Below are 26,927 nucleotides of genomic sequence, written 5' to 3' on the forward strand. Positions count from 1 at the left end.
AACATCACCCCGGTACAACTGACCTCATGAGCCAGGCACTTCAGTCCCTGCTCGATCTGCTCGACCTGGAGCGGATCGAGCGGGACATCTTCCGCGGCCGGTCCCGGTCCGCCGTCGTCCCGCGCGTCTTCGGCGGGCAGGTGGCGGCCCAGGCCCTGGTCGCCGCCGGACGCACGGTCCCCGAGGACCGCCTCCCGCACTCCCTGCACGCCTACTTCCTGCGGCCGGGCGACCCCGGCGCGTCCATCGTCTACACGGTGGACCGCATCCGCGACGGGCGGTCCTTCACCACCCGCCGCGTGGTCGCCGTCCAGCACGGGCAGCCGATCTTCCACCTCTCGGCGTCGTTCCAGACCCACGAGGAGGGCCTCGACCACCAGGCCCCGATGCCGTCCGCGCCCGACCCGGCGACCCTGCCCACCTCGGCGGACCGGCTGCGCGGCTACGCGCACCTGCCCGCCGACATCGTCGAGAAGTTCCTCGTCACCCGCGACGCGGTCGACCTGCGGTACGTCGACGAGCCCCCGTTCGGCGAGTTCGGCACCCCCCGCGAACCCCACTCCCAGGTGTGGTTCCGCACCAACGGCAAGCTCGGCGGCGCCACCGACGAACCGCTGCTGCACGTCGTCCTCGCCACGTACGTCTCCGACATGACGCTGCTCGACTCGGTGCTGCTCGCCCACGGGCGCGGCGGCTGGGCCGTCGGCGACGTGGTCGGCGCGTCCCTGGACCACGCCATGTGGTTCCACCGCCCGTTCCGCGCCGACGAGTGGCTGCTGTACGACCAGGAGTCGCCGTCGGCCTCCGGCGGGCGCGGCCTCGGGCAGGCCCGCATCTACACGCAGGACGGGCGGCTGGCGATCTCGGTGATCCAGGAAGGCGTGGTTCGCGTACCTCGGGAACACTGACTGCATGGGTTCACCGGGCACCGCACCGTCACATCAGCCGCCGCCGTCGCTGGCGCAGTCGCAGCAGGAGGCCGAGGGCGGGGGCGAGAGCACCGCCACGGTGATCGTCGCCGCCGTCGCCAACCTGGGGATCGCCCTCGCCAAGGTCGTGGCCGGCGTGATCAGCGGGTCCAGCGCGATGCTGTCGGAGGCGGCGCACTCGGTCGCCGACACCGTCACCGAGGTGCTGCTGCTGACCGCCCTCAAGCGCAGCGAGAAGCCCGCCGACGAGGAACACCCGCTCGGCTACGGCCCCGAGCGCTACATCTGGGCCATGCTCGCCGCCGTCGCCACCTTCGTCGGCGGCGCGGTGTTCTCCCTCTACGACGGCATCCACACCCTGGTCGCGGGCGAGGAGCTCGGCAACCCGCTCGTGTCGTACATCGTGCTGGCCGTCGCCTTCCTGCTGGAGGGCTACTCGCTGCGCACGGGCGTGAAGCAGGCGAGCGGCGAGGCCCGCCGCTACGGGGCGCCGTTCCGCCGCTATCTGCGCAACACCCCCGACACCGCCGTGAAGGCCGTCGTCCTGGAGGACTCCGCCGCACTGGTGGGCCTGCTGCTCGCCGCGGGCGGCCTGCTCGGCGGACAGCTCACCGGCTCCGGCGTCTGGGACGGCATCGCCTCGCTGTGCATCGGCGTCCTGCTGCTGTACGTGGCGTGGGTGCTCGGCCGCTCCAACGCCGAACTCCTCGTCGGGCGCCCGCTGCCGCTCGCCGTGCGCGAGCGCATCCGCGCCGAACTGCTGGGCGTGGAGCACATCGAGGCGGTACTGGAGCTGACCACGCTGGTCCAGGGCCCCCGGGAGGCCCTGATCGCGGCGAAGATCGACTTCCGGGACCGGTCGACGGCCGGGCAGATCGAGTGGGCCTGCGAACAGGCGGAGGCCCGGCTGAGGGAGGCCGTCCCGGTGGTCGCGCGCGTCTACCTGGACCCGACACCGGGGTTCGCGCAGCGACGGGAGGAGGGGCTCAACCCGTGGCCGTAGGTCGCCCGCACGGCCCGCCCGCCCCCGTCCTCCCGTGTCGCCCGCGCGGACGGAACAGCCGTCCCGTCAGGACAGACCGGCCGCCGAGAGCAGGTACGCCGTCATCGGGTCGTAGTGGCGCGGGCTGGTCACGTGGTCGTCGAGCGGCACGGTGACCTGGACGGTGCCCTCCGCCTCGGCGATGAAGAGCGCCGGGTCGTTGCAGTCCGCGTAGCCCATCGAGTCCACGCCGTGCTGTCCCGCGTAACCGGCCCAGCCGTGGTCGGCGACCACCAGGTCGGGCAGCGGGCGGCCGGTGCGCTCCAGGGCGGTGAGGATGGCCCGCATCGGCTCGCCCGAGTGGGTGTGCCACAGGCTCGCCCCGTGCTCCAGCATCGCCACGCTCGCGAACTGCGCCACGTACCCCTCGTCCGTGTGCAGCCCCTCGGGGATCACCACGATGTCGCAGCCGGCGGCGCGCAGCCCGGCGGCCGTCGCGCTGTGCACGTCGAGCAGGCCGCCGGGGTGGCCCGTCGCGAACAGGACTCGCTGGGCGCCGTCGGCCGCCTTGCGCAGCCTGCGCGCCATCCGGTCCAGGCCGTCGACGGTCAGCTCGGGGTCGATGGTGTCCTGCCCGTGCCGGAATTCCGGGTCGTCGATCACGCCGACCCGCTCGGCCATCACCGCGAGCACGTCCTGCTCGTCGGTCCAGCGGTCGCCGAGCTCCAGGCCGAGCCAGAAGTTGCGGTCGCCGTTGGCGAGCTTCCGGTAGTGGGAGAGGTTGTTCTCGCGCGGGGTGGCGACGTCGCCCGCGATGCGGGTCCGGACGAGATGGTCGACGAGTTCGGCGCGGCTGGGTGTCCCGGATATCGGCATGTCCCCATTGTGGTCCAGGCCGTCGTGCGCGTCCCGGCCGTCCCGGCGGCTGGGACACAGGTCACGGCGGGGAGGCGGAGACGCGGGGCGCGCGAGGGGCGCGTGGGGCGAGGGACGCCCGACGGACGGGGCGGGGGCACGCGGGGCGCGCGGGCGGCGGGGCGCGCGGGCGGCGGGGCGCGCGGGGTGGGGTGCGGGATGGGGGGCCGCAGGGCGCGGCGGGGCGTGGCGGGTGCACGGGGCCGCACGGCGCGGGGCGCGGCGGGCAGGGTCGGCGTGTGCGGCGCGCACCGCCGGGTGCGCGGGGGACGGACCGGTGGCGGGGCGGCGCCCGCCGTGGAGGCGCGCGGGGCGCGGGGCACGAGGCGCGGGGCGCGGGGCGCGGGGCGTGGTGGGCAGGGTCGGCGTGTGCGGCGTGCACCGCCGGGTGCGCGGGGGACGGACCGGTGGCGGGGCGGCGCCCGCCGTGGAGGCGCGCGAGGCGCGGGGCGCGAGGCGCGGGGCGTGGCGGGCCGGGTCGGCGTGTGCGGCGCCCGCGTCGGGGCGGGTGCGGGTGGGTGTCTGTGCGGGTTCCCGTGGTGCGGTGCGTGCCGGAAGCCTCTGGTCGCGCCGGGCGCGTGTGCGGCGCCGGAGCGGCGGTGCCGGGGACCGGTGGCGCGGGCCGCTGGGCGTGGCGGGCCGGGTCAGGTCGGCGGGTGCGGGTGGGTGTTTGTGCGGGTTCCGTGGTGTGTGTCGGAGAGCCCCTGGTCGCGCTGGGCGCGTGTGCGGCGCTGGAGCGGCGGTGGCGCGGGCCGGGTCGGCGTGTGCGGCGCGCACCGCCGGGTGCGCGGGGGACGGACCGGTGGCGGGGCGGCGCCGCCGTGGAGGCGCGCGAGGCGCGGGCCGCTGGGCGTGGCGGGCCGGGTCAGGTCGGCGGGTGCGGGTGGGTGTTTGTGCGGGTTCCCCTGGTGTGTGTCGGAGAGCCTCTGGTCGCGCCGGGCGCGTGCGCGGCGCCCGAGCGGCGGTGCCGGGGCGGTGCGGGGGACCGGTGGCGGGGCGGCCACCCGCCGTGGAGGCCCGCGGGGCGTGAGCGCGAGGCGCGGCCGCAGGGCCGTGGTCGTGGCGACTGGGTCCGCGCGCGGGTGGGCGGCCCCTGTCGTGCGCGCCGCGCGGGCCCTCACCGCTCCGGCTGGCGCAGTGCGAACCACAGCTCCATGCGGGCGTCCGTGTCGTCCAGGTCGGTCCCCAGCAGGGCCGCGCAGCGGGCGATGCGCTGGCGGACCGTGTTGCGGTGCACGGACAGGGCCACCGCCGTGCGGTCCCAACTGCCGTGCAGGGAGAGCCAGGTGCGCAGGGTCTCGGCGAGCGCGGGGGAGTCCGCGAGCGGGGAGAGCACGGTGCGGGCGTACGCGCGTGCCGCGTCCGGCGGTACCAGGCCGGCGAGCCCCGGCCGTGCCGCGTGCCGCACCAGCGGGGCGCGCACCGCACGCGCGCGTGCCAGCGCGCGGCCGGCCTGCGCGTCGGCGGCCGGCCACTCCTCGGGCCCGGCGGGGGCGCTGACGCCGAGCGTCCAGCCGGGCTGCGGTTCGGGTTCGTGGCCGGCCGGGACCAGGACCCGTACGACATCGCCGTCGGGGCCGTCCGCGAGGTCGACCAGGGCCGAGCCGAGCGCGGCGCCGAGGGCCGAGGCGGCCACGGGGTCGGGCCGCGACGCGTCCGGCCGGGCGTGCACGACGAGCCACCGGTCGCCGCCCAGCAGCGGGGCGACGTCCGCCGGGGGCGCGCCCAGCAGCAGGCGTACCAGCGCGCCGGTGCGGGCGGCTCCCGAGCCGCTGTGGTGCTCGCCGGTCAGCAGCGTCAGCAGGACCGCGGCGACCGACGCGACGGTGTGGTCCCCGCTCTCGCGGCGCGGGGCGCAGACGCCGAGCACGAAACCGCGGCCCGGACCGAGGGCGTACGCCGCGAGGTGGGACCCGGCGTGGGTGTCGGTCGCCGAGGCGGGGGCCGACGGTCGCTGCGCGTCCGCGCCGGGCCCCGGCGCGTCCGTCGGTCGGACCACCTCGGCGAGGCGGGCCAGGGCGTCGCGGGTCCCGGCCGCCGGCTCGCGGCCCGCCGCCGCGCCGCGCGTCCCGTCCGGTCCGTACAGCACCGCCCAGCCGCCGATCCGGCGGCCCAGCTGCCGCAGTACCGACGGCACGGGGTCGGGCCGGGAGGCCGCCGCCGCCAGGCTCTGCTGTGCCTCCGCGACCCGGCGCAGTTCCGCGAGCCGGGCCTGCGCCATCAACTGCCAGACGGCGCGCGCGACTCCGGAGAACGTGGTGCGCGGCGGCACTTCGAGCAGCGGCAGCCCGTGCGCCGCGCAGGCGGCCGCCAGCGCGGGCGGCACCGCGTCGTGCACCGGGGCGAGCCCGAAGCCGAGGGCCGCGCCGCCCGCCGCCACGATCCGGCGGACGTAGGTGTCGGGGTCGAAGCCGGCGGCGGGGTCCCCGGCCCCGGAGCCGCCGATGTGCACCCCCGCCGTCAGCAGCAGCTCGCCGCCCAGCAGGTACGGGTAGGGGTCGGCCATCTCGGAGGTGTGCGCCGCGTGCAGGTCGGCGTCGGCCGGGCCGGCGACGTGGCGCAGCGCCAGGTCGTCGCGCGCGAGCAGGGCGGCGAGCGGGACGGGCGGTGTGGGCGGCAGCGCGGGGGAGGGCGCGGCGGGCGGCACGGGCGCGTCCGGTGCTGCCGGGTCCGCCGGTGTTCCGGAGGCGGGCGGTCTCCGCATGGTGGACGTTTCATCCCTTCCGTTGGCCTTGAGTGGATGAAACGTACACTTCGCAGCCGTCTTGCGGACACCTAGGGTCGGTGCAGCGCGCCCCCACGACCCCGGCCACGGACCCCGGATCCACGACTTCAGGACCTCGCGACCCGACCCCACGACCCGCACGACGCACCGCCCGCGCGCGGTGTGCGAAGGAGGGCCCCACATGGCCGTCGACTACACGGTGATCGTCGTCTACCTGCTCGGCATGCTCGCGATGGGCTGGTGGGGCATGCGGCGGGCGCGGTCCAAGAGCGACTTCCTCGTCGCGGGCCGCCGCCTGGGACCGGCGATGTACTCGGGCACGATGGCCGCCATCGTGCTCGGCGGCGCCTCCACGATCGGCGGCGTCGGCCTCGGCTACCAGTACGGCCTGTCCGGCGCCTGGATGGTGTTCACGATCGGCCTGGGCCTGCTCGCCCTCTCGCTGTTCTTCTCCGCCCGCATCGCACGGCTGCGGGTCTACACCGTGTCCGAGATGCTCGACCTGCGCTACGGCGGCCGGGCCGGCGTCATCTCCGGCGTCGTCATGTGGGCGTACACCCTGATGCTCGCGGTCACCTCGACGATCGCGTACGCGACCATCTTCGACGTCCTGTTCGACCTGAACCGGACGGTGTCGATCGTCATCGGCGGTGCCATCGTCGTCGCCTACTCGACGCTCGGCGGCATGTGGTCCATCACGCTCACCGACATGGTGCAGTTCGTCGTCAAGACGATCGGCGTGCTGCTGCTCCTGCTGCCGATCGCGGTCGTGCGGGCGGGCGGCTTCGCGGAGATGCGGGCGAAGCTGCCGACCGGCTACTTCGATCCGCTCGGCATCGGCGGCGAGACGATCTTCACGTACGTGCTGATCTACACGTTCGGCATGCTCATCGGGCAGGACATCTGGCAGCGCGTCTTCACCGCGGGCAGCGACCGCACGGCCCGCTGGGGCGGCACCGTCGCGGGCACGTACTGCCTCGTGTACGCGGTCGCGGGCGCCGTCATCGGCACGGCGGCCAAGGTGCTCTACCCGAGGCTGCCGAGCGCGGACGACGCGTTCGCCACCATCGTCAAGGACCAACTCCCGGTCGGCGTGCGGGGGTTGGTGCTGGCCGCCGCGCTGGCCGCGGTGATGTCGACGTCGTCGGGCGCGCTGATCGCCTGCGCGACGGTCGCCAACAACGACATCTGGTCCCGGCTGCGCGGCGCGGTGCGGCGCGGCGGGGCGACCGGGGCGGACGCGGCGGGCGACGGCGCGGACTCCGGCGCGCACGACGAGGTGCGCGGCAACCGGGCGTTCATCCTTCTCATGGGCGTCGTGGTGATCTGCGCGGCGATCGCGCTCAACGACGTCGTGCAGGCGCTGACCGTCGCGTACAACCTCCTCGTCGGCGGCCTGCTCGTGCCGATCCTCGGCGGGCTGCTGTGGCGGCGCGGCACCGTGCAGGGGGCGCTCGCCGCCGTCACGGTCGGCGGCCTCTCCGTGATCGGCCTGATGGCGTGGTTCGGCATCCTCGCCAACGAGCCCGTGTACTACGGCCTGTTGTCGTCCCTCGTCGCCTACGTCGTCGTCTCGCTCGCGACCCGCCCGACCGACCCGGCCACCCTCGCCGCCTGGCGCGAGCGCCTCGCCGGCCGCACCCCGGACGCGGAAGCCGGGGCCACCGGTCCCGAACCCGTGTCCGATCCCGTCCCGACTCGGCAGTAGAGTCGGGGACGTCGTACGTACATTCACGACAAACGCAGGAAAGAAGGCAAACAGGATGAGCAGCAACGAGACGCCCCGCGGCCCGGTCGACTCCTCCCGCGTCCCCCGCTACGCGGGCCCCGCGACCTTCGCGCGGCTGCCCCGCCTCGACGAGGTGGGCGGCGCGGACGTGGCCGTCGTCGGCGTCCCGTTCGACTCGGGCGTCTCCTACCGGCCCGGCGCCCGCTTCGGCGGCAACGCCGTCCGCGAGGCGTCCCGGCTGCTGCGCCCCTACAACCCGGCACAGGACGCCTCCCCGTTCGCCCTCGCGCAGGTCGCGGACGCCGGCGACATCGCCGTCAACCCGTTCAACATCAACGAGGCGGTGGAGACCGTGGAGGCCGCCGCCGACGAACTCCTCGACACCGGCGCCCGGTTGATGACCCTCGGCGGCGACCACACCATCGCGCTGCCGCTGCTGCGGTCCGTCGCGAAGAAGCACGGCCCGGTCGCGCTGCTGCACTTCGACGCCCATCTCGACACCTGGGACACGTACTTCGGCGCGGAGTACACCCACGGCACGCCGTTCCGCCGGGCGGTCGAGGAGGGCATCCTCGACACCTCGGCGCTCTCCCACGTCGGCATCCGCGGCCCGCTGTACGGCAAGCAGGACATCACCGACGACCAGAAGATGGGCTTCGGCATCGTCACCTCGGCGGACGTCTACCGGCGCGGCGCCGACGAGGTCGCCGACCAGCTGCGCCAGCGCATCGGCAACCGCCCGCTGTACATCTCCATCGACATCGACTGCCTCGACCCGGCGCACGCCCCCGGCACGGGAACGCCGGAGGCCGGCGGCCTGACCTCGCGCGAACTCCTGGAGATCCTGCGGGGGTTGTCCTCCTGCAACCTGGTGTCCGCCGACGTCGTCGAGGTCGCCCCGGCCTACGACCACGCCGAGATCACCGCGGTGGCCGCCTCGCACACGGCGTACGAGCTGACGACGCTGATGAGCCGTCAGATCGCGGCGGGGCGCGCGAAGTAGCATCCCCGGGGCGCCGGTCCGTCCGGCGCCGCGTCCCGCTCCCCCCACCCCTCCGACACCCAGGAAGACCGAGACGACGACGTGACCCACGACCACGACCTGGAACTCCGTCCCACCGAGGCCCAGCGGCGGGCGGCGCTGAACCCGCCGGCCGGCCGCAACGGCGGCGACCTGGTGCTGGAGACGCTGGCCGGCCTCGGCGCGACCACGGTCTTCGGGCTGCCCGGCCAGCACGCGCTGGGCATGTTCGACGCGCTGCGCCGCTCCGACCTGCGGTACGTCGGGCTGCGGGTGGAGAACAACGCGGGGTTCGCGGCCGACGCGTACGGGCGGATCACGGGGGAGGCGGCGCCGCTGCTGCTGTCCACCGGTCCGGGCGCCCTCACTTCGCTCGCCGCCCTCCAGGAGGCCGCGGCGGCGTCCTCGCCCGTACTGGCGATCGGCAGCCAGGTCCCGGCGGCCGGGCTGGGCGGCGGACGGCACGGCTATCTGCACGAACTCCCGGACCAGGCGGCCTCGTTCAGGGGTGTGGTCAAGTCGGTGCACCTCGTGCGGACGGCGTCGCAGATCCCGTCGGCGATCGCGGAGGCGTGGCGCTCCGCGCTCACCGCGCCGCACGGCCCGGTCTGGGTGGAGATCCCGCAGGACGTGCTGCTCGCGCCGGCCGTGCTGCCGGTCGTCACGGCGATGGACGCGACCCCCGACGAACTGGTCCCGCGCCCCGAACTCACGGCGGTGGCGGCCGATCTGCTGTCCAGGGCGGCACGTCCGGCGATCGTCGCGGGCGGCGGCGTGGTCCGCGCCGACGCGGCGGGCAAACTCCGCACGCTCGCCGAGACGTTGAACGCGCCGGTGGTGACGACGTTCGGCGGTAAGGGCGCGTTCCCGTGGCGGCACCCGCTGTCGCTCCAGTCGTGGCTGGAGGACCGGCACACCACCGACTTCCTGGAGGACGCGGACGTCCTGCTGGTGATCGGCTCGGGACTCGGCGAACTCTCCTCGAACTACCACACGTTCAAGCCCCGCGGCCGGGTGATCCAGATCGAGGCGGACCTCGGCAAACTGGAGTCCAACCACCCCGCGCTGGGCATCCACGCGGACGCCCGCCTCGCGGTCCAGGCACTGCTCGAAACGGTGGAGCCGCGCGAGGACGCGACGGCGGCGGATCGTGTGCGGGACGTGCTGGCACGGGTGGCGGAGCGCATCGACGGCCAGGAACTCACCCTGGAACGGGACGTGTTGGCGGCCGTCCGCGCCGCCCTCCCGTCGGGCGCCCCGTCGTTCTGGGACATGACGATCCTCGCGTACTGGGCGTGGTCGGCGTTCGACCCGCGCGGCACGAACACCATGCACTCGGCGCAGGGCGCGGGCGGCCTCGGCTACGGCTTCCCGGCCGCCCTGGGCGCGGCGGTCGCGGACCCGACGCACCCGGTGCTGGCGGTGTCCGGCGACGGCGGCGCCCTCTACTCGATCGCGGAACTGGCCACGGCCCGCCAGTACGACCTGAACGTGACGTGGCTGATCGTGGACGACGGCGGCTACGGCATCCTGCGCGAGTACATGACGGACGCGTTCGGCGAGGCGACGGCGACGGAACTGTCCCGCCCGGACTACGCGGCCCTGGCCGAGTCCTTCGGGGTGCGCGGCGTCCGCACGACGCCGCAGACCCTGGAGGCGGACCTGGCCAAGGAGTTGGCGACACCGGGTCCGTCCGTGGTGGTGCTCCCGGCGGTACTGCGGATGTTCGCGCCGACGCACCTGGGGTGAGGCACGGGTGCGGACGGCGGACGGAGCCGCCCGGCGGGGACGGCGGCCTTCACAGCACGCCCATGCCCCGCTTGGCGAGCCGCCGGAACTCACGGGTGTACGTGTGGATGAGCTCCTTGGCCTCCTGATACAGCTCCCGCACCGCCACCTGCGCCTCCGTGACGAGGAGTTGGTCGGAGCGGGACTGGTGGGAGCGGATCGCGCCGTCGACGTAGGCCGCCTTGCGGCGCACCACGCCGGGCATCTCCCACAGGGTCAGGGGGTCCACCGCCATCGACGTCCAGGGCGGTGCGGCGCGTGACATCCCGGGGGCCAGGGCGAGCCACGGTTCGGTCGGGGTGCGCCCGGTGAGCGCGGGCAGCAGCTGCACCCTCGCCTCCACGAACGGGGCGCAGAACGTGGTGAGTTCGTTCTGGAGGACGTCCACCTTCGCGACGGTGGCCGCCTTGACGCTCGCGTGCCCGGCGAGGCGCCCGACCACGACCGTCGCCGCGGCCCCGGCCACCGCGCTCCCCAGCCCGATGAGCGCCACAGGTATCTCCGACTGAGCCACCCGCCCCCCTTTGCGCGTTCGCCGCAACCACTGTGATTGTGGCAGCGGTCGGGCGCTCGGGGAACGACGGGACGGGAGTGGGCAGGGCGCTGGGGGCGGCCCTGGGGGCGGGCCGGGGCGGGCCGCTGTCGCGGGCCGGTGGGTGGCGAGGACCATGGAGCCATGGGGTTCCGGGGAAGGCGACGCGGCCGCGCCGACGAGGTTCCGGCCGATGACACGGACGACGAGGGTTCCGCCCGTGGCGGTCACGTGTTCCGGCCGGTGCCGGGCGCCCCGCCGACGACTCTCGCGGAGCCGCTCCGCACTGTGCGCGGAGAGGCCATGAGGATCACGCCCGTGCCCTGGGACCTTGAGCCGGACGCCGACTATCTCCTGGGCGGCCCGGGGGAGTCGACCTGCGAGGTGGTGCGGACCTCTCCGAGCGGGACGACGGGCCCGGGTCGGACGCGGCACGTCCTGCGCGGCCGATACGGAACCCTCGCCTCCCCGCACCCGGCGGGAACGCCGGTCACTCCGGTCACCGCCGAGCGGGTCGAGGACTGGTCGCGGTGGTCCGGGTCGCCGGAGGGTGAGCCGGGGCCGGCGCGGGACACGGGGAGCAGTCCCGGTTCCTGAGGACCCTGCCCGCGACACCCGGGCCGTGGAACTCGTGCCGCGGGTCTGTCCCGGCGCGGCACTGCCCCGCCCGCCCGGTCCCCCGTCCCCTCAGTACCGGGTGCCACCGTGTTCGGTCCGGTGCAGGGCCTGGGCCAGCAGCAGGGCGCCACCGGCCACCGCGCCCACGGCCCCGGCCGCCATGAACCCGCGGGTCGAACGCCACGACAGCACCGACCACCGCGACTGCGCGGAGAGCACCGACCCGGTGCTCAGCCACGATCCCGCCGAGATCAGCGACAGCGAGGACCCGATGGACCCGGCGGACAGGGCGCTGCCGATCGAGCCGACCGACAGCGCCGACCCGACGGACCCCACGGACAGCACCGACCCCACCGAGCCGATCGACAGCACGGAGTCCGTGGACTACAGCGAGAGAACCGAACCGGAGGAGCCGCGGCGACCCGGCCGCACGGAGAGTTTCGTCATGCGCCCATCCTGGCCGCCGTCGGGGCCGCGGGCGACAGGGACGGGTGGACGAGGGGGCGTGCGCGCGAGATCGGCCGGCTGCCGGAGCCTCACCCGGCCTCGGTCGCGACGCCCGCCGCCAGCGCCCGAGTCCGTTCCAGGGCCTGGCACAGCGTCTCCAGGACGGCGGTGTCCGATTCCACCCACGGTGACTTCCAGGTCTGGCCGTCGGCGCCCCGTACGCACAGTTGCGAGTACGAGGTGGTCGTCCAGCTGGTCGCGTTGGTGAACACGTCGGAGGTGGCCGATTCGTGGACGTGCGTCGTGATCTCGAAGCCGGTCCGTCCGAAGTCGGCGTACGGGAAGTACATCAGCGTGGTGCCCTGCCGCACGCGCAGCCCGGTGCTGGTGAAGGCCACCCGGCAGCCCCGGTTCTGGGGCCGGAAGAACATCCGGGCCGGCCACCGCCAGACCGCGACCAGTTCCTCGCCGTTGCCGAGACCGAGACGGGGGGTCTCGTCGCGGAGCCAGTCGGGGGCGGGAGAGCCGGGCGTGACCACCGCGAGGCCCTTGACGCGCGGCACCAGGTCGAGCAGGAGCCGGCGGACCAACGCCGGCAACCTGGGAGGTAGTTCGGCCGGCGTGGTGGGGGCGGGGCTCCGGCGTTCGCCGGGGACCGGTGCCTTCGTCGGACCGGCCGGGTCGAACGCGGTGTTCTTCGCGACGCACACCAGGCTGCCGGCGCCGCGCGAACCCAACTCGGGCTGCTGGTCCCCGAGCCGGGTATGGGCGTGCACGTGCAGGGTCTCCATGGTGAGCAGTTCGGGCCCGTCCGGGACGCCGCGGTCGAGCAGGTCCAGGAGCACACCCGTGAAGGCCGTGTAGGTGTCGCCCTCCGGCGCCATGGCGAGTTTCGTCTCGGAGGAGGCCGTGAAGACCGTCCTGCTGGAGATGGCCGCCATGTCGGCGAGACGCTGTCCGGCCGCCATCCTCGCCCGCAGCGCCAGGCCGCTGAAACAGCAGTCCAGGATGATGACGACGTGCTGGGCGTTCGTGGCGTTCAGACGCAGGCGTCGGCTGATGAACTCGTACCGCAGGGCGGTGTCGAGGTCCTTGCGCCGGGTGCCGGGCAGGCCCAGATACAGGTCGTCGGAGAGGTCGTCGGGGATGCCGTGGCCGGCGAAGTACACCACCACGGTGTCCGTCGCCTCCTGTGCCGCTGTCGCGATCGCCTGGATGAACTCGGCCTGGACGGCGCCCGGTTCGACGACGCGGACGTGCTCCGGGGGAAGTCCCCAGACGCGCGGGTCGATCAGGGCGTCCCGCAGCGCTGTCACGTTGTTCGCCACCGCGGGCAGTTCGTCCAGCCACTCGTAGTCCCAGATCCCGGCCAGCACCGCGCGCGAGGCGGCCGGGTCGGCGAGTCTCGTGCCCTCCATCAGCGTTCCCCGGACGCGCCACCGGTGCCGGAGGGATCCGCCGGACCGGATCGCGGGGCGGGCGGCGGGGTGGCGCCCGTCGGGCTCTCGTCCGTGAGCACCACCGACGTGTCGTCCGTGTCGACGCGCACGTCCCGCGAGCCCGAGGTCCGGTTGGCCCGCCACAGGGCGACGGCGGCGATGACCGTGTTGACCCCCGCGATGGTGTTGGACACGAGGATGTTGACGCTGTCCGCGTCCCAGCCCATCGAGCCCGGCCGGGACTCGTCGGACCCCAGCGACACCTCGCCCGCACGGTGGACGTCGGGATCGTTGCTCAGCCACCGGTACAGGGACTTGATCTCTTCACTCTCGTCGTCCCGCACCATCGACACACGCACAAGCATGGGTCCCCCCGTGTGATCGCGCCCAATTGGCCAAGGAATGCCCGGAGTCGGCGGGCGGCAACCGTGGGTTCCGTCGCCGGGGCCCGGCGGCCGGGGCCGCGCACCGGCGACGGGACGAATCCGTGGAGCAGGCCCCGGGGTTCCGGCTCCCGGGGAACCTCGGGGCCAGAGCGGGCGCCGATCCCTTCCACTTCCTGTGCCTCGCCCCAACTCCGTTGTGAATGACGGCATTTGTTGGCGACGAGCAGGCATGGCCGCGCGGTCACGGGTAACCAGAAGGTGACTGAACGGCCATAGGCAACGTACGGTGACAATTCGGGATCGGGAGACGAAGTCATGACGAGCTACAGCGGAAGCAGCGCACGGCGGACGAGTCGGACGAGCGGTCTGGCCATCGCGGGACTGGTCTGCGGCATCCTCGGCCTGTTCCTCCTGCCGATCGTCCTTGGCCCGTTGGCGATCATCTTCGGTGCGGTCGCGCTGCGTCAGACCGGCGCGACGATGGCCAAGTGGGCCGTCGGCCTCGGCATCGTCGACATCCTGCTCATGATCGTGATGTTCGTCGTCGCGGCGAACAACGGTGGCAGCTTCTCCTGGCACGTGGGCTGAGCCGCCGTACTGCCGCAGCACCCCCTCACCGCCCGCGCCGCCCCTTGGGCCGCGCGGGCGCGGTGCGTTCAGACCGCGTCGGCCTTGACCGCCCGCACGAACCGGGTCCAGCCGCGGTCCGAGAGGACGAGCGCGGGGCCGCCCGGAACCTTGGAGTCGCGGACGGGGACGCCGGCGGGGTGACCGTCCAGGACCTCGACGCAGCTGCCGCCCTGGTCGTTGCTGTAGGAGGACTTGCGCCAGGTGCCCGTGAAGGCCGTTGCGGGTCGGTCAGTCATGCCGCTCGTAATCCTTTGCAGTCGCCCTGAGCAGTCTCATCGACTCCTTGAGCGGCAGCGCGTCGCTCAGTGCGAGAGCGTAGCGACTCTGCAACTCCTGTACCACGGAAGGTACATCGTGGATCTTCCCCATGTGCAGCCCTTCGCTGTAGGCAACCGGTGGCTGGTCCTCGAACCACATCAAGGTCAGCATGTTGCTCAGCAGGGGGTGCAGGCCGAAGGGCACTACGTGCACACGGATGCGGCCGGACTCCGCGAGCCGAACCAAATGGATGAACTGCTCCGCCATCACGTCCCTGCCGCCCACCGCCCGGCGTAGCACCGCCTCGTCCAGCAGGGCCCAGACCACCGGACTCACCGGATCGTCCAGGATCTTCGCGCGATCAAGGCGTGTGACAACGAGCCTGTCACATTCCTGTTCACTCACAGGAGGGAACGACGTGCTCAGAACCGCACGTGCGTACCTTTCCGTCTGAAGGATGCCGGGGACGAACGACAGGGCGAACTCCCTGATCATGACCGCCTGTTGTTCGAGAAGCCGCGCCGATTCGAAGTAGTCCGGGACCGCGACGTCCTCCGCCGGCAGGAAGCTTGTCAGTACGTTTCCCGTGTGCAGGACCTTGTCGAGCCGGCGCGCGTCCTCCGGCGACGGGAATCTGCGGCCCGCCTCGATGTGCGCGATGTGCGAACGGGTCATGACCGCGAGGTCCGCCAGCTCCTGCTGGGTCAGTCCCGCCGCCTCGCGCTGCTGCCGCAACCAGTCACCGTAGGTGGTGCCCATGGCCAACTCCCGTGTGCGAAATGCTTTGTCACATCGACCCCTCTGGCGAGGCTAGCCCGCGCCGTCTCACGCTGTGACCGGATCGCCACGGATGGCGACCGATCCACGCGAAGGGAAGGCGACGCCTTGAACTCCCGTACCAGCAGCCACTTCCGCGAACTTCTGGAGATGTTGTCGCGGCTCCTCCTCCCGGGGGCGGGCCGTCGCGGGCGCCCGGCGAGGGTCGCCGTGGACCCGGTGGCCGCCCCCTGTCCCGTCGGCTCGACCGTCCGCCGTCTCGGCGGACCACCGCTGCGCGGCGAGGACCACGCGCTGGTCCGCCCGTACGTCCTCGCGTACGAACGTGAGGAGCGGGCGCGCCTGCGCGAACGCGCCCGGCTCCAGAGGGCCCGCCGCCGCACCCTCTGGCTCGCCGTGCACGGCGTCGACGTCGGGCCCCGCGTCATCCACGGCGTCGAGGTGACCGCATGACCCGCGACGGCGCCCTTCGGCTGCTCCCCTGGGCCGGAGAGGACGGCAAGCCCTGCTACCTCGTCACCGACGGGCACGGTCCCCTCTCCCGCGTCGCCGACAACGTCGAGAGTGTTCAGCTCGGCATGGCCGCCCAACTCCTCGACCACGCGGCGGACCTGCTCGGTGACGAGGCGGCCAGTGCCGTGCAACTCCGTTACCTCGCGGCCCGGTTGGCCGAGGCGCTGCGCGACGTCCACCGGGTCGCCGAGAGCCGTGGCGCCCGGTTGCCGGCGCCCGGGTGAGTCCGCCTCGCGGAATTGTGGCCTCCATCACGGCGTCGTCGTCATGTACCTGTTGAAGTGACCCCGTGATCGGACTCGTTCTCCGGGTGCTCCCCTTCTGGGTGCGCGAACCGCTGCTCATCGTCGTCGGCTTCCCCTTCAGCGCCGCGCTCTTCTACGCCGGCGCCCGGGACGGGGAGCCGATCGGGGCGCTGCTCGGCGCCGCCGTGCTCGTGTTCACCGTGATGCGGGTGTTCACCGTGCGGAAGGCGCTGCGGGCCCGGCGGCTCCTCAGGCAGGCGGCCGCCGCCCCGCTCCCGCAGGCCAACAAGGGCTGAACGGCGGCTGAAACGCCACCCGTTGGGAACAGTGCGGCCGTCCCTCCTGGCTACCGTGGCGCCCATGCGTCTGAGAACCGTTATCGCGACCCTCACCGCCACCCTCGCCGCCGCCACCGCGCTGTCCGCGACCCCCGCGGTCGCCCAGGCGGCCAAGTCCCCGCAGCGCAACGCCTGTTCACCGCTCGTCTCGATCGAGGGGTACTCCGACGCCCTCGACAAGACGACCTACCGGGACACCTTCGTCGGCAACTTCTCCGCGCTCGCCGTCGACCGGGACGGTTCGATCGCCGCCCTCTCCGACCGGTCGTCCCTCTTCTCCCTCGACGCGAAAACCCTGCGGCCCGGGGGAGTCGTCCCGCTCGCCGACGAGACCGGCGCCGCGCTCGACTCCGAGGGGCTCGTCGTCGACCGGGACGGCACGCGGCTCGTGACGTCGGAGACCGAGCCGTCCGTCCGCCGCTACTCCCGCGACGGCCGCATCCTCGACCGCCTCCCCGTCCCCGCGGAACTCCGGGTCGCCCCGGCGGGCCGTGCCGTCTCCAACGGGACGTTCGAGGGCCTGACCCTGCTGCCCGGCGGGCGCACCCTCGTCGCCTCCATGGAGTACGCGCTCGCCGGCGACGACGCCGGTCTCGTCCGCTTCCAGACCTGGCGGCGGCACGGTGACCGCTTCGTCCTCGGGGCGCAGTACGCGTACCGGGCCGACGACGGGCTCGGCGTCTCGGAGATCACCGCCACGCCCGACGGACGGCTGCTCGTCCTGGAGCGCGGCTTCACGGCGGGCGTCGGCAACACCGTGCACCTCTATCTGGCCGACCCGGCGCGCGCCACCGACACCGGCCGGGTCACGAACCTGACCGGGCAGCCCGGCGTGCGCCTGATCGGGAAGACGCGGCTCGCCGACATCGCCCTCTGCCCCTCCCTCGGTGCCACCGCCAAGCAGCCGCAGCCCAACCCGCTGCTCGACAACATCGAGGGCATGGCCGTCACCGGGGCGCACGGCGACCGGCTCCGGCTGCTGCTCGTCAGCGACGACAACCAGGGCGCCACCCAGGTCACCCGCTTCTACCGGTTCACGGCCGAGCTCCCCGCCCGCGCCCACGGAAAGTGACGCCCGCGGAACACAACGTCCACGGAAAGTAGGTCCCGCGCCGGTCCGCGCGCCCACCAGGGGCGCGCGAGCCGCCGCCCCGATTGTTGCGGAGGGATGAAATCCGCTCCTGCTCGCGTTGCAGACCTGCGGAACACCAGATCAGCAGGAGGGCACCGCGTGGCAGCGCAACAGGGGGAGAAGAAGGGCGCGAAAACCGGGGAGCCGCAGGGCTGGGCCCGCCGGCTCGTCGGCTACGCCTGGCGCTACCCCAAGGACGTCGTTCTTGCCCTCGGCGCCTCACTGGTCGGGATGGCCGTCACCGCCGTCGTCCCGCTGTTCACCAAGGTCATCATCGACGACGTCATCGGCGGGCACACCCGTTCGATGGCCCCGTGGGCGAGCGCGCTGATCGGCGCCGCCGTCCTCATCTACGTCTCCACCTTCGTGCGCCGCTACTACGGCGGGCGGCTGGCGCTCGACGTCCAGTACGACCTGCGCAACGAGATGTACGGCACGATCACCCGGCTCGACGGGCGCCGCCAGGACGAACTGTCCACCGGGCAGGTCGTCGGCCGCGCGACCAGCGACCTCCAGCTCATCCAGGGCCTGCTGTTCATGCTCCCGATGACCATCGGGAACGTCCTGCTCTTCGTGATGTCGCTGGTGATCATGGCGTGGCTGTCGCTGCCGCTGACCCTGATCGCGCTCGCCGTGGCACCCGCCATCGCGTTCATCGCCCGCCGCAGCCGCGTCAAGCTGCACCCCTCCACCTGGTTCGCCCAGGCGCAGGCCGCCGCCGTCGCCGGGGTCGTCGAGGGCGCCGTCACCGGCGTACGCGTCGTGAAGGGGTTCGGGCAGGAGGACCAAGAGACCGGCAAGCTGCGCACGGTCGGGCGGCGGCTGTTCGCCGGGCGGCTGCGCACCGTCCGGCTGAACGCCCGCTACACCCCCGCCCTCCAGGCCGTGCCCGCCCTCGGGCAGGTCGCCATGCTGGCGCTCGGCGGCTGGCTCGCGGTGCGCGGGCACATCACCCTGGGCACGTTCGTCGCCTTCTCCACCTACCTCGCACAGCTCGTCGGGCCCGTGCGGATGCTCGCCGTCGTCCTGACCGTCGGACAGCAGGCGCGGGCCGGCACCGAACGCGTCCTGGAGCTGATCGACACCGAGCCGTCGCTGGCCGACGGCACGCGGGAACTGCCCGCCGACGCGCCCGCGACCGTCGAGTTCGACGGCGTCCGCTTCGGCTACGACGAGGACCGCCCGGTCCTGGACGGCCTCAGCTTCGAGATCCGGGCCGGCGAGACCCTCGCCGTCGTCGGCGCCTCCGGCTCCGGCAAGTCCACCGTCTCGCTGCTCCTGCCTCGCTTCTACGACGTCACCCACGGCGCCGTCCTCGTCGGCGGCCACGACGTGCGCGAGCTGACCCTCGACTCACTGCGCGCCGCGATCGGCATGGTCCCCGAGGACTCGTTCCTCTTCTCCGACTCCGTGCGCGCGAACATCGCCTACGGGCACCCCGACGCCACCTTCGAGGAGATCCGGACCGCCGCGCGCGCCGCGCAGGCCGACCGGTTCATCGCGGAACTCCCCGACGGCTACGACACCAAGGTCGGCGAGCACGGCCTGACCCTGTCCGGCGGCCAGCGCCAGCGCGTCGCGCTCGCCCGCGCCATCCTCGCCGACCCGCGGCTGCTGGTCCTCGACGACGCCACCTCCGCCGTGGACGCCCGTGTGGAGCACGAGATCCACCAGGCGCTGGAGCAGGTCATGGAGGGCCGCACCACCCTGCTCATCGCGCACCGCCGCTCCACCCTCGGCCTCGCCGACCGCATCGCCGTCCTCGACGCCGGCCGCCTCGCCGACATCGGCACCCACGAGGAGCTCCAGGAGCGCTCCGCCCTGTACCGGCGCCTGCTCACCGACCCGGACGAGCTCGGCGCCGTCTCGCCCGGCCACCAACTGCCCGCGGGGCCGCCCGAGGACACCTCCGCGGACGCCGTACGGGCCGAGCTGGACGCCGAGTTCGACGCCGAACGCGGGGTCACGCCCCGGCTGTGGGCCGACGACCGCGAACGCCGCGACGAGGCGCTGGCCGGGATGCCGTCCACGCCCGAACTCCTCGCCCAGGTCGAGGCGTTGCCGCCCGCGACCGACGTCCCCGACATCGACGAGGAACGCGCGGTACGCCCCGAGGAGTCCTACAACCTGCGCCGCCTGCTGCGCGGTTTCGGACTGCCGCTGCTGGTCAGCCTGGTCCTCGTCGCGATCGACGCCGGGACCGGCCTGCTGCTGCCCGTGCTGATCCGGCACGGCATCGACTCGGGCGTCAACAAGATGGCGATCGGGGCGGTCTGGACGGCCTCGCTGCTCGGCCTCGCCGCGGTGCTCGTGCAGTGGTCGGCCCAGGTCGGTGAGACGCGGATGACCGGCCGCACCGGTGAACGCGTCCTGTACTCGCTGCGCCTGAAGATCTTCTCGCAGCTCCAGCGGCTCGGACTCGACTACTACGAGAAGGAGTTGACCGGCCGCATCATGACCCGCATGACGACCGACGTCGACGCCCTCTCGTCGTTCCTCCAGACCGGTCTGGTGACCGCGTTCGTCTCCGTCGTCACGTTCTTCGGCATCATGGGCACCCTGCTCGTCATCGACGTGCAGCTCGCCCTCGTCGTCTTCGCGACGCTGCCGCCGCTGTTCGTGGCCACGTTCTTCTTCCGCCGCGCGAGCGTCAAGGCGTACCAACTCGCCCGTGAGCGCGTGTCGGTGGTCAACGCGGACCTCCAGGAGACGGTGTCCGGGCTGCGCATCGTGCAGGCGTTCCGGCGCGAGCACGACGGCGGGCGGCGGTTCGCCGAGCGGGGCGCCGCGTACCGGTCCGCGCGCGTGCGCGGGCAGTTGCTGATCTCGGTGTACTTCCCGTTCGTGCAGTTCCTCTCGTCCGTCGCGGCGGCCTCCGTGCTGATCGCCGGCGCGGGCCGGGTGGACGCGGCGACCCTGACGACGGGCGCGCTGGTCGCCTACCTGCTCTACATCGACCTGTTCTTCGCCCCCGTGCAGCAGCTCTCGCAGGTCTTCGACGGCTACCAGCAGGCCAGCGTCTCGCTCGGCCGCATCCAGGAACTCCTCCAGGAGCCCACGTCCACCGGCGCGGCCGAGCACCCGCTCGACGTGCCCGGCCTGCGCGGCGAGATCGCCTTCGAGGACGTGCACTTCGCGTACAACGGCGAGGAGGAGGCCCTCACCGGCATCGACCTGCGCATCCCCGCCGGGCAGACCGTCGCCTTCGTCGGCGAGACCGGCGCGGGCAAGTCCACCCTGGTCAAGCTGGTCGCCCGGTTCTACGACCCGACCAGCGGCCGGGTCACCGCCGACGGCACCGACCTGCGCGACCTCGACATGGCCGCGTACCGGCACCGCCTCGGCGTCGTCCCGCAGGAGGCGTACCTCTTCCCGGGCACCCTGCGCGACGCGATCGCGTACGGGCGCCCCGAGGCCACCGACGCCGAGGTCGAGGCGGCGGCGCGGGCCGTCGGCGCGCACGAGATGATCGCCTCCCTGTCCGGCGGCTACCTCCACGAGGTCGCCGAACGCGGGCGCAACCTCTCCGCCGGGCAGCGGCAGTTGATCGCCCTGGCCCGCGCCGAGCTCGTCGACCCGGACGTGCTGCTGCTCGACGAGGCGACCGCCGCCCTCGACCTCGCCTCCGAGGCGCAGGTCAACCGGGCGACCGACCGGCTCGCCGGCCGCCGCACCACCCTGGTCGTGGCGCACCGCCTGACGACGGCCGCGCGCGCGGACCGGATCGTGGTCATGGACCGCGGCCGGGTCGCCGAGGACGGCCCGCACGACGAACTCCTCGCCCTGGACGGCCGGTACGCGAAGCTGTGGCACACGTTCGTCGGCGACGCCGACGACTCCGGCGACGCGGACGGCTCCGGCAGGGGCGTCGGCGGCGACACGGAGCCGGAGGAGCCGGTCGGCGTCCGGCGCTGACCCTGGCGCGCGGTGGGCGGCACACCGCCGGGCACAGGGGCGCCGCCGCGCGGGAAACGCAGGTGAGCGCCGGGCGGCAGCGGGCACCCGGGGAGCCGTCGGCCGTGGCTTCCGGGGCGCGCGGCCGGGCCGGTCCGTGCGCGCCGGGCGCGCACGGCGCAACCATCCGCCCCACCCGCACGTCCGTACACCAGTACGGTGATCGTCGCGGCGAAGGAGGGACGGACGTGCACAGGGACGACGCGAGGCCCTCACCGGGCGGTCGGCGACGACGGGCGCCCGTGCTCGGAGCGGCCGTGCTGACCGCCGCCGTCCTGCTGGGACTGCTCGCACCGGCCACCGCGGTGGCCGCCGGCACCTCCGGCTGCCCCGGCCACCTGGCCAGGACCGTCCCGTTCGCCACCGGCTCGGTGCGCGTCTACAAGCGCGACGGCTACGTCTGCGCCGTCACCGTCCCCAGGCATCCCGGCACCCGCCGCACGATGTCGGTCAGCGTCCAGGCGCGCGGCAACCGCGCGGTCGTCGACCGGGGCCGGTACGCCTACCGCGCGGGCCCGGTCCGCGTGCACGCGGGCCACCGGTGCGTACGCGTCGGGGGCACGGTCGGGACCGGGTCGACGACGACCGGCTGGATCCTCTGCTGACCCCGGCGGTGCACACCTCTCACACCGGCCGGGCGCACCCCACGGGGCGGACGCCGCCGATGCGCACGTACAGCCGGGTCGCCGCCGGGCACTGGGCACGCCGCGCCACCGCCCGTACGACCCGGTACTCCGGCTCGCGCGGCCCCGTCCCGTCGCAGGCCGTCTCGTGCACCTCGCCGGTGCCCGAGCCGTAGACGCAGTCGCCGACCACCGTGCGGGGGCCGCCGCCCGCGCCCGGGTCGCCCGGGTGCGGGGGTTCGAGGTTGCGCATGCAGGCGTAACCGGCGGGGACCACGGCGCCGCCCGTCGTGCCGGGCGCGGGGCGCTGCCGGGCGATGTGCAGCACGAAGTCGGTGTCACCGGGACAGGCCGGACCGCCGCTCATCGCGCCGTCGTGACGCGCCAGGACCCGCGCGGAGGCCCGTTCGCCGGCGCAGGGCACCTCCGTGAAGCTCGTCGTCCCGAAGGAGCTGCACTCGTCGACCCCGAGGAACACCGCCCCGTACCCGGGGGAGGGCGCGGCCGGGGAGGTCGCGGCGAGCCGCCCGTCCCCGTCGGCGCCCCCGCCCTGGCACGCGGCCGTGGCGCCCAGGGCGACGAGCACCGTGACGACGGCACGGAGCGGCACGGACCCCGCTCCCCCCGCCGCACTCCCCGTGAACCGTCTCCCGCGCATGGTGCCCCCCGGTGAACCACACCCAGCGTGACCCGCCCCACGCACCCACGCCAGACGCACCGGAGCCTTTGCGCCCATTGCGACAGCCGCGGCCCACACGGGGCGTACACCGCGTACGCCGGGCGCGGGCGGCTCACGCCGCAGCCGGGGTCCGCGTGAAGTCCCCTTCTAGGTCTGGGTGTTGTCGGGATGCGGTCCGATGTACCCCACGTACACCAGACCCGTGCCCGCGGTGTCGTCGTGGAAGTACAGACGCGGGGAGACGGTGTTCCCGCCCCCGATGCGCAGGTGCGACTGCATGAAGAGGCTGCCCGAGGGGTCGACGGACTTCGGCACGGGATAGGTGCGCTGACGGCGCCACGCCCCGTTGTTGCCGACCGACTCGGACTCCTTCATCTTGACCTTGCCGGACGGAAAGGGGTGCTCGCATCCACTGGGCAGGTGATCGCACCAGTGCCGGAAGTCGCCGCCGGCCGTGCGCGCGGCGGACGCACCCGCGTAGTCGTCTAGCGCGCGCAGCGCGTCCCAGGCGACGGTGACCCAATTGCCGATGCACTGTGCGTCAAGCTCCTTGGCCCTGCGCGCGCTTCCCGTGAAGCGCAGGTGCGGGAACTCGGCCATCCGGTCGAGGATCGCGGCGAAGGTGGCGGGCCGGTCCTCCGCCGGCGGAGGAGTGGCGTGCGCCGGTGAGTGGAACCCGGCAGCCTCCAACTGCTTCTGGAGGAAACGGACCCGGCCAAGGGCGTCCTGGAGGTCGCCGTAGAGCTGGTCGTTCTCGACGATCTGCTCGAAGTCCCTGTCCTCCGCCTCCTTGAGCCGCCGCCGGAAGTCACGGATGTCGTCGCTGCTGGACTCTTCCCGCTGTTCCGCCTCCTGGAGCAATACCTCGGCCGCCCGCAGTTCGTCGCGCAGTTGCTCCAGGCTGGAGGTGTCGGCGGCAGGGCGGGGGCGCGTGCGCTGGACGGGCAACGTGTCCAGGGGCTCGGGAAGGGGGCGGCTCAATGCCAGCCGCCGGGGCAGTGAGGAGAGGATCGCCGCCGCCCGCGACAGATCCCCTTCGACCGTCGTACGGGACATCACCGGGTGCCGCTGGGCGTCGGGCTGCCAGGCCGGATCGACCGCCGGGAGGTAGGTGCGGATGCCCCCGCCGAAGACGGGATGGTGGACGAGGACCGTGTTGAACGCCTGCTGGGCCTCGGGACGCAGGACGTACATGACCGCGACACCGCTGAGGTTCCGGAAGACAGGCTCGACGACGTTCTCGGTCCAGACCTTGGAGTGCTGCCCGAACGGGACGCTCGCCACCACGATGGGGAGCCTGCGTTCCTGGTCGCACAGCTCTTCGATCACCTCGTCGACGTCGTCCGGCTCGATGTACTTCGGCAGCGTGCCGACGTCGGCGAGACCGTCCTGGGTGGGGAGGGCGTCCAGCAGCAGCTTGGCTATGCCTGGTGTGAAGGCCCGGACGTGGCGTCGGCCGGGGGAGGGCTGGTGTTCGATGTCGACCTGGAGCCAGGTTCGCCGGGCGTCGGCACGGCTGCCGGAACGCACGACCAGGGTCGACTGCCAGGTTCCCTCGTGCCCGCCCCGGGTCTCCCGCAGGCGCCAGCGGGAGTACGAACCGTGCCGACCCGCCGTGCCGTCCCGGTCCAGGGTCACGCCGTCCGCGATGTCGTTGCGTCCGGCGTCGATCGCGGAGGTGTCGTAGTGCTTCATGTCGCCCAGCCAGCGGTGCAACTGGCGGTCGGCCTCCGCGGAGACCGTGACGAAGTCCTGCGCGGTCGACACGACCATGCGGTAGTTCTGAGGTTCCATACAGGGCCGCCTGTGCGGGAGTCGCCAACAGATGACCCATCAGGTTAGTAACGCGGTCACAAAGTTGAGCGGCTTACGTGCGATTGCGGCGGATTCGTTTCCGTCGAGGCCCGTGCCGTCCCGCGTGGGGACGGCACGGGCGTACGCTCCGGGCCGACCGCGGTTCCCGTCGCCGGCGCGGGCTAGTACGTCAGGCCGTGGCCGATCGGGTACAGGACCTTGGCCGGGTCGTCGGCCGTCGGGACCGGTACCGGGAGCCGGCCGCGGGGGTGGGCGCGGCCGGCGATCACCCGTGCCGCTGCCCGGAGTTCGACGTCCGTCCACGAGTACGTCGCCAGGTGGGCCGTGGCGTCGGGGACGTGGGCCACGTCGTACGGGTTGCGGATCGCGACCGCGACCACCGGGGTGCCGGTGGCCACCAGCCGTGTCACCAGGGCCTGTTGAGCGCTGCCCGCGGTGACGTTGTACGTGCCGATCACGACCGCGTCCGCCGTGCGCGCCGCCTCGACCGCCTTGTCGGCGGTGGCGGCGGAGGGTGCCGTGCCCGTGGACAACGCCGTTGCCGTGAAGCCGAGTTCGGAGAGGGCGGTGGCGAGGGTGGTAGTCGGGGGGCCCGTGGTGCCGGACGGCGAGGCCGGGTCGGCGCCCAGGACGAGCACGTTCCGGTGGCTGCGGCGGGACAGCGGCAGCAGCGAACTCCCGTTGGTCAGCAGGGTGGTCGTGCGCTCGGCGACGCGGTCGGCGGAGGCGAGGTGGGCGGGTGTGCCCACCGTCCGGTCGATGGCGGCGGGGTCGGCGTACGGCTCCTCGAAGAGGCCGAGGCGTGCCTTCAGCCGCAGTACCCGCAGGACCGACTCCTCGATCCGCGCCTCGGTCAGCTCGCCGTCGCGCACGGCCGCCAGCACCGCGTTCCACGCCACGTCCAGGTGGGGCGGGTTGAGCAGTTGGTCCACCCCGGCCAGCAGGGCCAGGACGGGGACGCGGTCGTCGCCGTACTTGGTCCGCACGCCCTCCATGTCCAGCGCGTCCGTCACCACCAGCCCGTCGTAGCCGAGTTCCCCGCGCAGGATGCCGGTGACGATCGGGTGGGAGAGCGTCGCCGGGTCGCCGGACGGGTCGAGCGCCGGGACCATGAGGTGCGCCGTCATGATCGCGTCGATGCCGTCGGCGATCGCCGCCCGGAACGGCACCGAGTCCAGCTCGTCCCAGACCTCGCGGCTGTGCGTGATGACCGGGATGCCGAGGTGGCTGTCCACCGTCGTGTCGCCGTGCCCGGGGAAGTGCTTCGCGGTCGCCGCCACCCCGGCCGAGCGGTAGCCCGCCGCCTCGGCGGTGACCAGCGACGCCACCGCCTTCGGGTCCGCGCCGAACGACCGTACGCCGATGACCGGGTTGGCCGGGTTCACGTTCACGTCGGCGTCGGGGGAGTAGTCCTGCCGGACGCCGAGGGCGCGCAGTTCGGCGCCGGAGATCCGGCCGAGGGTGCGCGCGTCGGAGCGGGAACCGCCGGCGCCCACCGCCATCGCGCCCGGGAACAGCGTCGCGGGCTCGCCGATCCGGCAGACCAGCCCGTGCTCCTGGTCCGTGGAGATCAGTACGGGCAGACCGCGCGGCCGGCCCAGCGAGGCGGCCTGGATGCCGTTGGAGAGGGCCGCGATCTGGTGCGGGTCGCGGGTGTTGTGCGCCCAGATGAAGTAGATGATCCCGCCGACGTGGTACTTGGCGATCAGCTCGGCCGCCGTGCGCACGCCGATCTCGGCGAGGTTGGCGTCGACGTCCGCCTGGTCGGGCTCGGTCGCGGAGTGGCCGTACACCCGCATCACGAAGAGCTGGCCGACCTTCTCCTCCAGCGTCATCCGGGCGACCAGCGCCCGGAGTTTGCGCTCGTCGGGACGCCGCGTGCCGGATGCCGGACGGGCCGCGGGCGCGGCGCCCGCACCCGGTTCGGGCCGGCCGGGGGCCGCTCCGCTCACGGCCAGGGCGGCGGTGAGGCCCGCGCCCGCGGCCAGGACCCGGCGCCGGGAGGTGCGCAGGCGGTGGGCCGGGACCGTGCCGCCCGTGCCGTCGGGGCCCCCGCCGCTGTCCGTGTTCCCTCTGTCTCCTGTGCTGGTCTCGGGCACGTGTGCTCCTTCCGGAGTCCTCGAAAACCGCTGAAGTCGAACACCAACGCTGAAGGAAACTGCCGAAAGGACAGCAGTATCCGGGAAGTTTCTTCCAGTCAAGACGCTGTGCGTGCCGCGCCGTACGCGTCGTGGAGGTGCCGGTGACCCCGGGTGCGGTGCGCGGGGGAGCCGCCGTCGGCGCAAGGAGAGGGGCGCGCCGACGGCGACGCTGCCGGCCGCACGCGGCGGGAGGGTACGCGGCACCGCTGCCAGTGCGGTGCCGGGCCGCGATGCGGTGACTCGTCCGGCAGTCGCCGGTTGGACGGGCGGGAGCGGCGCCGGGTTCCTGGTTCCGGCCGGTTCGTGAAGAA

The 26,927-nt window shown here is 73.6% G+C and carries 23 protein-coding genes; 12 read left to right on the top strand and 11 right to left on the bottom strand.

The genetic code is table 11. The features are described from left to right. The first annotated feature begins 26 nt into the window (after window positions 1–26). Complete coding sequence (locus ACFZA0_RS01160) at window positions 27–908, top strand: acyl-CoA thioesterase domain-containing protein (protein WP_391009256.1); 882 nt, start codon at window positions 27–29, stop codon at window positions 906–908. A 4-nt stretch (window positions 909–912) separates the two neighbouring features. Continuing rightward, window positions 913–1,932, top strand: a complete 1,020-nt coding sequence (locus ACFZA0_RS01165; protein ID WP_391009259.1) for a cation diffusion facilitator family transporter — start codon at window positions 913–915, stop codon at window positions 1,930–1,932. Window positions 1,933–1,998: 66 nt separating this feature from the next. Here ACFZA0_RS01165 and ACFZA0_RS01170 read toward each other — a convergent pair whose 3' ends face one another. Together ACFZA0_RS01170 and ACFZA0_RS01175 are read right to left on the bottom strand one after the other, a co-directional pair. Beyond that, complete coding sequence (locus ACFZA0_RS01170; protein WP_391009262.1) at window positions 1,999–2,787, bottom strand: phosphatase; 789 nt, start codon at window positions 2,785–2,787, stop codon at window positions 1,999–2,001. Between the two features lie 1,156 nt (window positions 2,788–3,943). Further along, on the bottom strand, window positions 3,944–5,530 hold the full coding sequence (locus ACFZA0_RS01175; protein ID WP_391009265.1) for a helix-turn-helix domain-containing protein: 1,587 nt from the start codon (window positions 5,528–5,530) through the stop codon (window positions 3,944–3,946). Window positions 5,531–5,732: 202 nt separating this feature from the next. Between ACFZA0_RS01175 and ACFZA0_RS01180 the strand changes: the two genes are divergently transcribed. The 3 genes from ACFZA0_RS01180 (at window position 5,733) to ACFZA0_RS01190 (ending at window position 10,050) form a co-directional block, all read left to right on the top strand. Further along, window positions 5,733–7,259 carry a sodium:solute symporter gene (locus tag ACFZA0_RS01180; RefSeq protein ID WP_391009268.1) on the top strand — a complete coding sequence of 509 codons (1,527 nt, stop codon included), beginning with the start codon at window positions 5,733–5,735 and terminating at the stop codon, window positions 7,257–7,259. A gap of 55 nt (window positions 7,260–7,314) precedes the next feature. After that, window positions 7,315–8,283 (top strand): agmatinase, encoded by a 969-nt coding sequence (gene speB, locus ACFZA0_RS01185; protein ID WP_391009271.1) that lies wholly within the window; start codon window positions 7,315–7,317, stop codon window positions 8,281–8,283. An 81-nt stretch (window positions 8,284–8,364) separates the two neighbouring features. Next, on the top strand, window positions 8,365–10,050 hold the full coding sequence (locus ACFZA0_RS01190) for a thiamine pyrophosphate-dependent enzyme (protein ID WP_391009273.1): 1,686 nt from the start codon (window positions 8,365–8,367) through the stop codon (window positions 10,048–10,050). 49 nt (window positions 10,051–10,099) lie between these two features. On the opposite strand, the gene ACFZA0_RS01195 is transcribed toward ACFZA0_RS01190, so the two are convergent. The 4 genes from ACFZA0_RS01195 to ACFZA0_RS01210 all read right to left on the bottom strand — a co-directional run bounded on the left by ACFZA0_RS01195 (window position 10,100) and on the right by ACFZA0_RS01210 (window position 13,490). After that, the gene (locus ACFZA0_RS01195; RefSeq protein WP_391009276.1) at window positions 10,100–10,603 is read right to left on the bottom strand and encodes a hypothetical protein; all 504 of its coding nucleotides are present in this window, start codon (window positions 10,601–10,603) and stop codon (window positions 10,100–10,102) included. A gap of 705 nt (window positions 10,604–11,308) precedes the next feature. After that, window positions 11,309–11,611: a hypothetical protein gene (locus ACFZA0_RS01200; protein WP_391009279.1), complete on the bottom strand. Its 303-nt coding sequence runs from the start codon at window positions 11,609–11,611 to the stop codon at window positions 11,309–11,311. 164 nt (window positions 11,612–11,775) lie between these two features. Beyond that, a complete protein-coding gene (locus tag ACFZA0_RS01205; protein WP_391009282.1) occupies window positions 11,776–13,104 on the bottom strand; it encodes a caspase family protein in 1,329 nt (442 codons plus the stop codon). After that, window positions 13,104–13,490 carry a hypothetical protein gene (locus tag ACFZA0_RS01210; RefSeq protein ID WP_391009285.1) on the bottom strand — a complete coding sequence of 129 codons (387 nt, stop codon included), beginning with the start codon at window positions 13,488–13,490 and terminating at the stop codon, window positions 13,104–13,106. Before ACFZA0_RS01210 ends, ACFZA0_RS01205 begins: the two co-directional genes overlap by 1 nt. A gap of 336 nt (window positions 13,491–13,826) precedes the next feature. Between ACFZA0_RS01210 and ACFZA0_RS01215 the strand changes: the two genes are divergently transcribed. Beyond that, complete coding sequence (locus tag ACFZA0_RS01215; protein WP_391009288.1) at window positions 13,827–14,099, top strand: DUF4190 domain-containing protein; 273 nt, start codon at window positions 13,827–13,829, stop codon at window positions 14,097–14,099. Window positions 14,100–14,167: 68 nt separating this feature from the next. Here the strand turns inward: ACFZA0_RS01215 and ACFZA0_RS01220 are convergent, their stop codons facing one another. Next, window positions 14,168–14,377 carry a DUF397 domain-containing protein gene (locus ACFZA0_RS01220; protein WP_391009291.1) on the bottom strand — a complete coding sequence of 70 codons (210 nt, stop codon included), beginning with the start codon at window positions 14,375–14,377 and terminating at the stop codon, window positions 14,168–14,170. Next, a complete protein-coding gene (locus tag ACFZA0_RS01225; protein ID WP_391009293.1) occupies window positions 14,370–15,158 on the bottom strand; it encodes a Scr1 family TA system antitoxin-like transcriptional regulator in 789 nt (262 codons plus the stop codon). Before ACFZA0_RS01225 ends, ACFZA0_RS01220 begins: the two co-directional genes overlap by 8 nt. 126 nt (window positions 15,159–15,284) lie before the next feature. Between ACFZA0_RS01225 and ACFZA0_RS01230 the strand changes: the two genes are divergently transcribed. The 6 genes from ACFZA0_RS01230 (at window position 15,285) to ACFZA0_RS01255 (ending at window position 21,963) form a co-directional block, all read left to right on the top strand. Next, window positions 15,285–15,629, top strand: coding sequence for a hypothetical protein (locus ACFZA0_RS01230; protein WP_391009296.1), 345 nt, complete (start codon window positions 15,285–15,287; stop codon window positions 15,627–15,629). After that, window positions 15,626–15,913, top strand: a complete 288-nt coding sequence (locus ACFZA0_RS01235; RefSeq protein WP_391009298.1) for a hypothetical protein — start codon at window positions 15,626–15,628, stop codon at window positions 15,911–15,913. Before ACFZA0_RS01230 ends, ACFZA0_RS01235 begins: the two co-directional genes overlap by 4 nt. Window positions 15,914–15,978: 65 nt before the next feature. Continuing rightward, window positions 15,979–16,230: a hypothetical protein gene (locus tag ACFZA0_RS01240; RefSeq protein WP_391009301.1), complete on the top strand. Its 252-nt coding sequence runs from the start codon at window positions 15,979–15,981 to the stop codon at window positions 16,228–16,230. Window positions 16,231–16,294: 64 nt separating this feature from the next. Beyond that, a complete protein-coding gene (locus ACFZA0_RS01245; RefSeq protein ID WP_391009304.1) occupies window positions 16,295–17,344 on the top strand; it encodes an esterase-like activity of phytase family protein in 1,050 nt (349 codons plus the stop codon). Window positions 17,345–17,440: 96 nt separating this feature from the next. Further along, window positions 17,441–21,319, top strand: a complete 3,879-nt coding sequence (locus tag ACFZA0_RS01250; RefSeq protein ID WP_391009307.1) for an ABC transporter transmembrane domain-containing protein — start codon at window positions 17,441–17,443, stop codon at window positions 21,317–21,319. A gap of 227 nt (window positions 21,320–21,546) precedes the next feature. Continuing rightward, window positions 21,547–21,963 (top strand): hypothetical protein, encoded by a 417-nt coding sequence (locus ACFZA0_RS01255; protein ID WP_391009310.1) that lies wholly within the window; start codon window positions 21,547–21,549, stop codon window positions 21,961–21,963. Window positions 21,964–21,982: 19 nt separating this feature from the next. On the opposite strand, the gene ACFZA0_RS01260 is transcribed toward ACFZA0_RS01255, so the two are convergent. The 3 genes from ACFZA0_RS01260 to ACFZA0_RS01270 all read right to left on the bottom strand — a co-directional run bounded on the left by ACFZA0_RS01260 (window position 21,983) and on the right by ACFZA0_RS01270 (window position 26,574). After that, window positions 21,983–22,639, bottom strand: a complete 657-nt coding sequence (locus ACFZA0_RS01260; RefSeq protein WP_391009313.1) for a hypothetical protein — start codon at window positions 22,637–22,639, stop codon at window positions 21,983–21,985. 168 nt (window positions 22,640–22,807) lie between these two features. Then, window positions 22,808–24,454, bottom strand: coding sequence for a hypothetical protein (locus ACFZA0_RS01265; RefSeq protein ID WP_391009316.1), 1,647 nt, complete (start codon window positions 24,452–24,454; stop codon window positions 22,808–22,810). A gap of 182 nt (window positions 24,455–24,636) precedes the next feature. After that, window positions 24,637–26,574 carry a glycoside hydrolase family 3 N-terminal domain-containing protein gene (locus ACFZA0_RS01270; RefSeq protein ID WP_391009319.1) on the bottom strand — a complete coding sequence of 646 codons (1,938 nt, stop codon included), beginning with the start codon at window positions 26,572–26,574 and terminating at the stop codon, window positions 24,637–24,639. Between the last annotated feature and the right edge of the window lie 353 nt (window positions 26,575–26,927).

The organism is Streptomyces sp. NPDC008150 (assembly GCF_042956945.1).
GTDB lineage: Bacteria > Actinomycetota > Actinomycetes > Streptomycetales > Streptomycetaceae > Streptomyces.

Excerpts from the sequence above, each read along its gene's own strand:
- ACFZA0_RS01160 (WP_391009256.1), top strand. The coding sequence starts at position 27 with ATGAGCCAGGCACTTCAGTCCCTGCTCGATCTGCTCGACCTGGAGCGG.
- ACFZA0_RS01165 (WP_391009259.1), top strand. The coding sequence starts at position 913 with ATGGGTTCACCGGGCACCGCACCGTCACATCAGCCGCCGCCGTCGCTG.
- ACFZA0_RS01170 (WP_391009262.1), bottom strand. The coding sequence starts at position 2,787 with ATGCCGATATCCGGGACACCCAGCCGCGCCGAACTCGTCGACCATCTC.
- ACFZA0_RS01175 (WP_391009265.1), bottom strand. The coding sequence starts at position 5,530 with ATGCGGAGACCGCCCGCCTCCGGAACACCGGCGGACCCGGCAGCACCG.
- ACFZA0_RS01180 (WP_391009268.1), top strand. The coding sequence starts at position 5,733 with ATGGCCGTCGACTACACGGTGATCGTCGTCTACCTGCTCGGCATGCTC.
- speB (WP_391009271.1), top strand. The coding sequence starts at position 7,315 with ATGAGCAGCAACGAGACGCCCCGCGGCCCGGTCGACTCCTCCCGCGTC.
- ACFZA0_RS01205 (WP_391009282.1), bottom strand. The coding sequence starts at position 13,104 with ATGGAGGGCACGAGACTCGCCGACCCGGCCGCCTCGCGCGCGGTGCTG.
- ACFZA0_RS01210 (WP_391009285.1), bottom strand. The coding sequence starts at position 13,490 with ATGCTTGTGCGTGTGTCGATGGTGCGGGACGACGAGAGTGAAGAGATC.
- ACFZA0_RS01215 (WP_391009288.1), top strand. The coding sequence starts at position 13,827 with ATGACGAGCTACAGCGGAAGCAGCGCACGGCGGACGAGTCGGACGAGC.
- ACFZA0_RS01220 (WP_391009291.1), bottom strand. The coding sequence starts at position 14,377 with ATGACTGACCGACCCGCAACGGCCTTCACGGGCACCTGGCGCAAGTCC.
- ACFZA0_RS01225 (WP_391009293.1), bottom strand. The coding sequence starts at position 15,158 with ATGGGCACCACCTACGGTGACTGGTTGCGGCAGCAGCGCGAGGCGGCG.
- ACFZA0_RS01235 (WP_391009298.1), top strand. The coding sequence starts at position 15,626 with ATGACCCGCGACGGCGCCCTTCGGCTGCTCCCCTGGGCCGGAGAGGAC.
- ACFZA0_RS01245 (WP_391009304.1), top strand. The coding sequence starts at position 16,295 with ATGCGTCTGAGAACCGTTATCGCGACCCTCACCGCCACCCTCGCCGCC.
- ACFZA0_RS01250 (WP_391009307.1), top strand. The coding sequence starts at position 17,441 with ATGAAATCCGCTCCTGCTCGCGTTGCAGACCTGCGGAACACCAGATCA.
- ACFZA0_RS01260 (WP_391009313.1), bottom strand. The coding sequence starts at position 22,639 with ATGCGCGGGAGACGGTTCACGGGGAGTGCGGCGGGGGGAGCGGGGTCC.
- ACFZA0_RS01265 (WP_391009316.1), bottom strand. The coding sequence starts at position 24,454 with ATGGAACCTCAGAACTACCGCATGGTCGTGTCGACCGCGCAGGACTTC.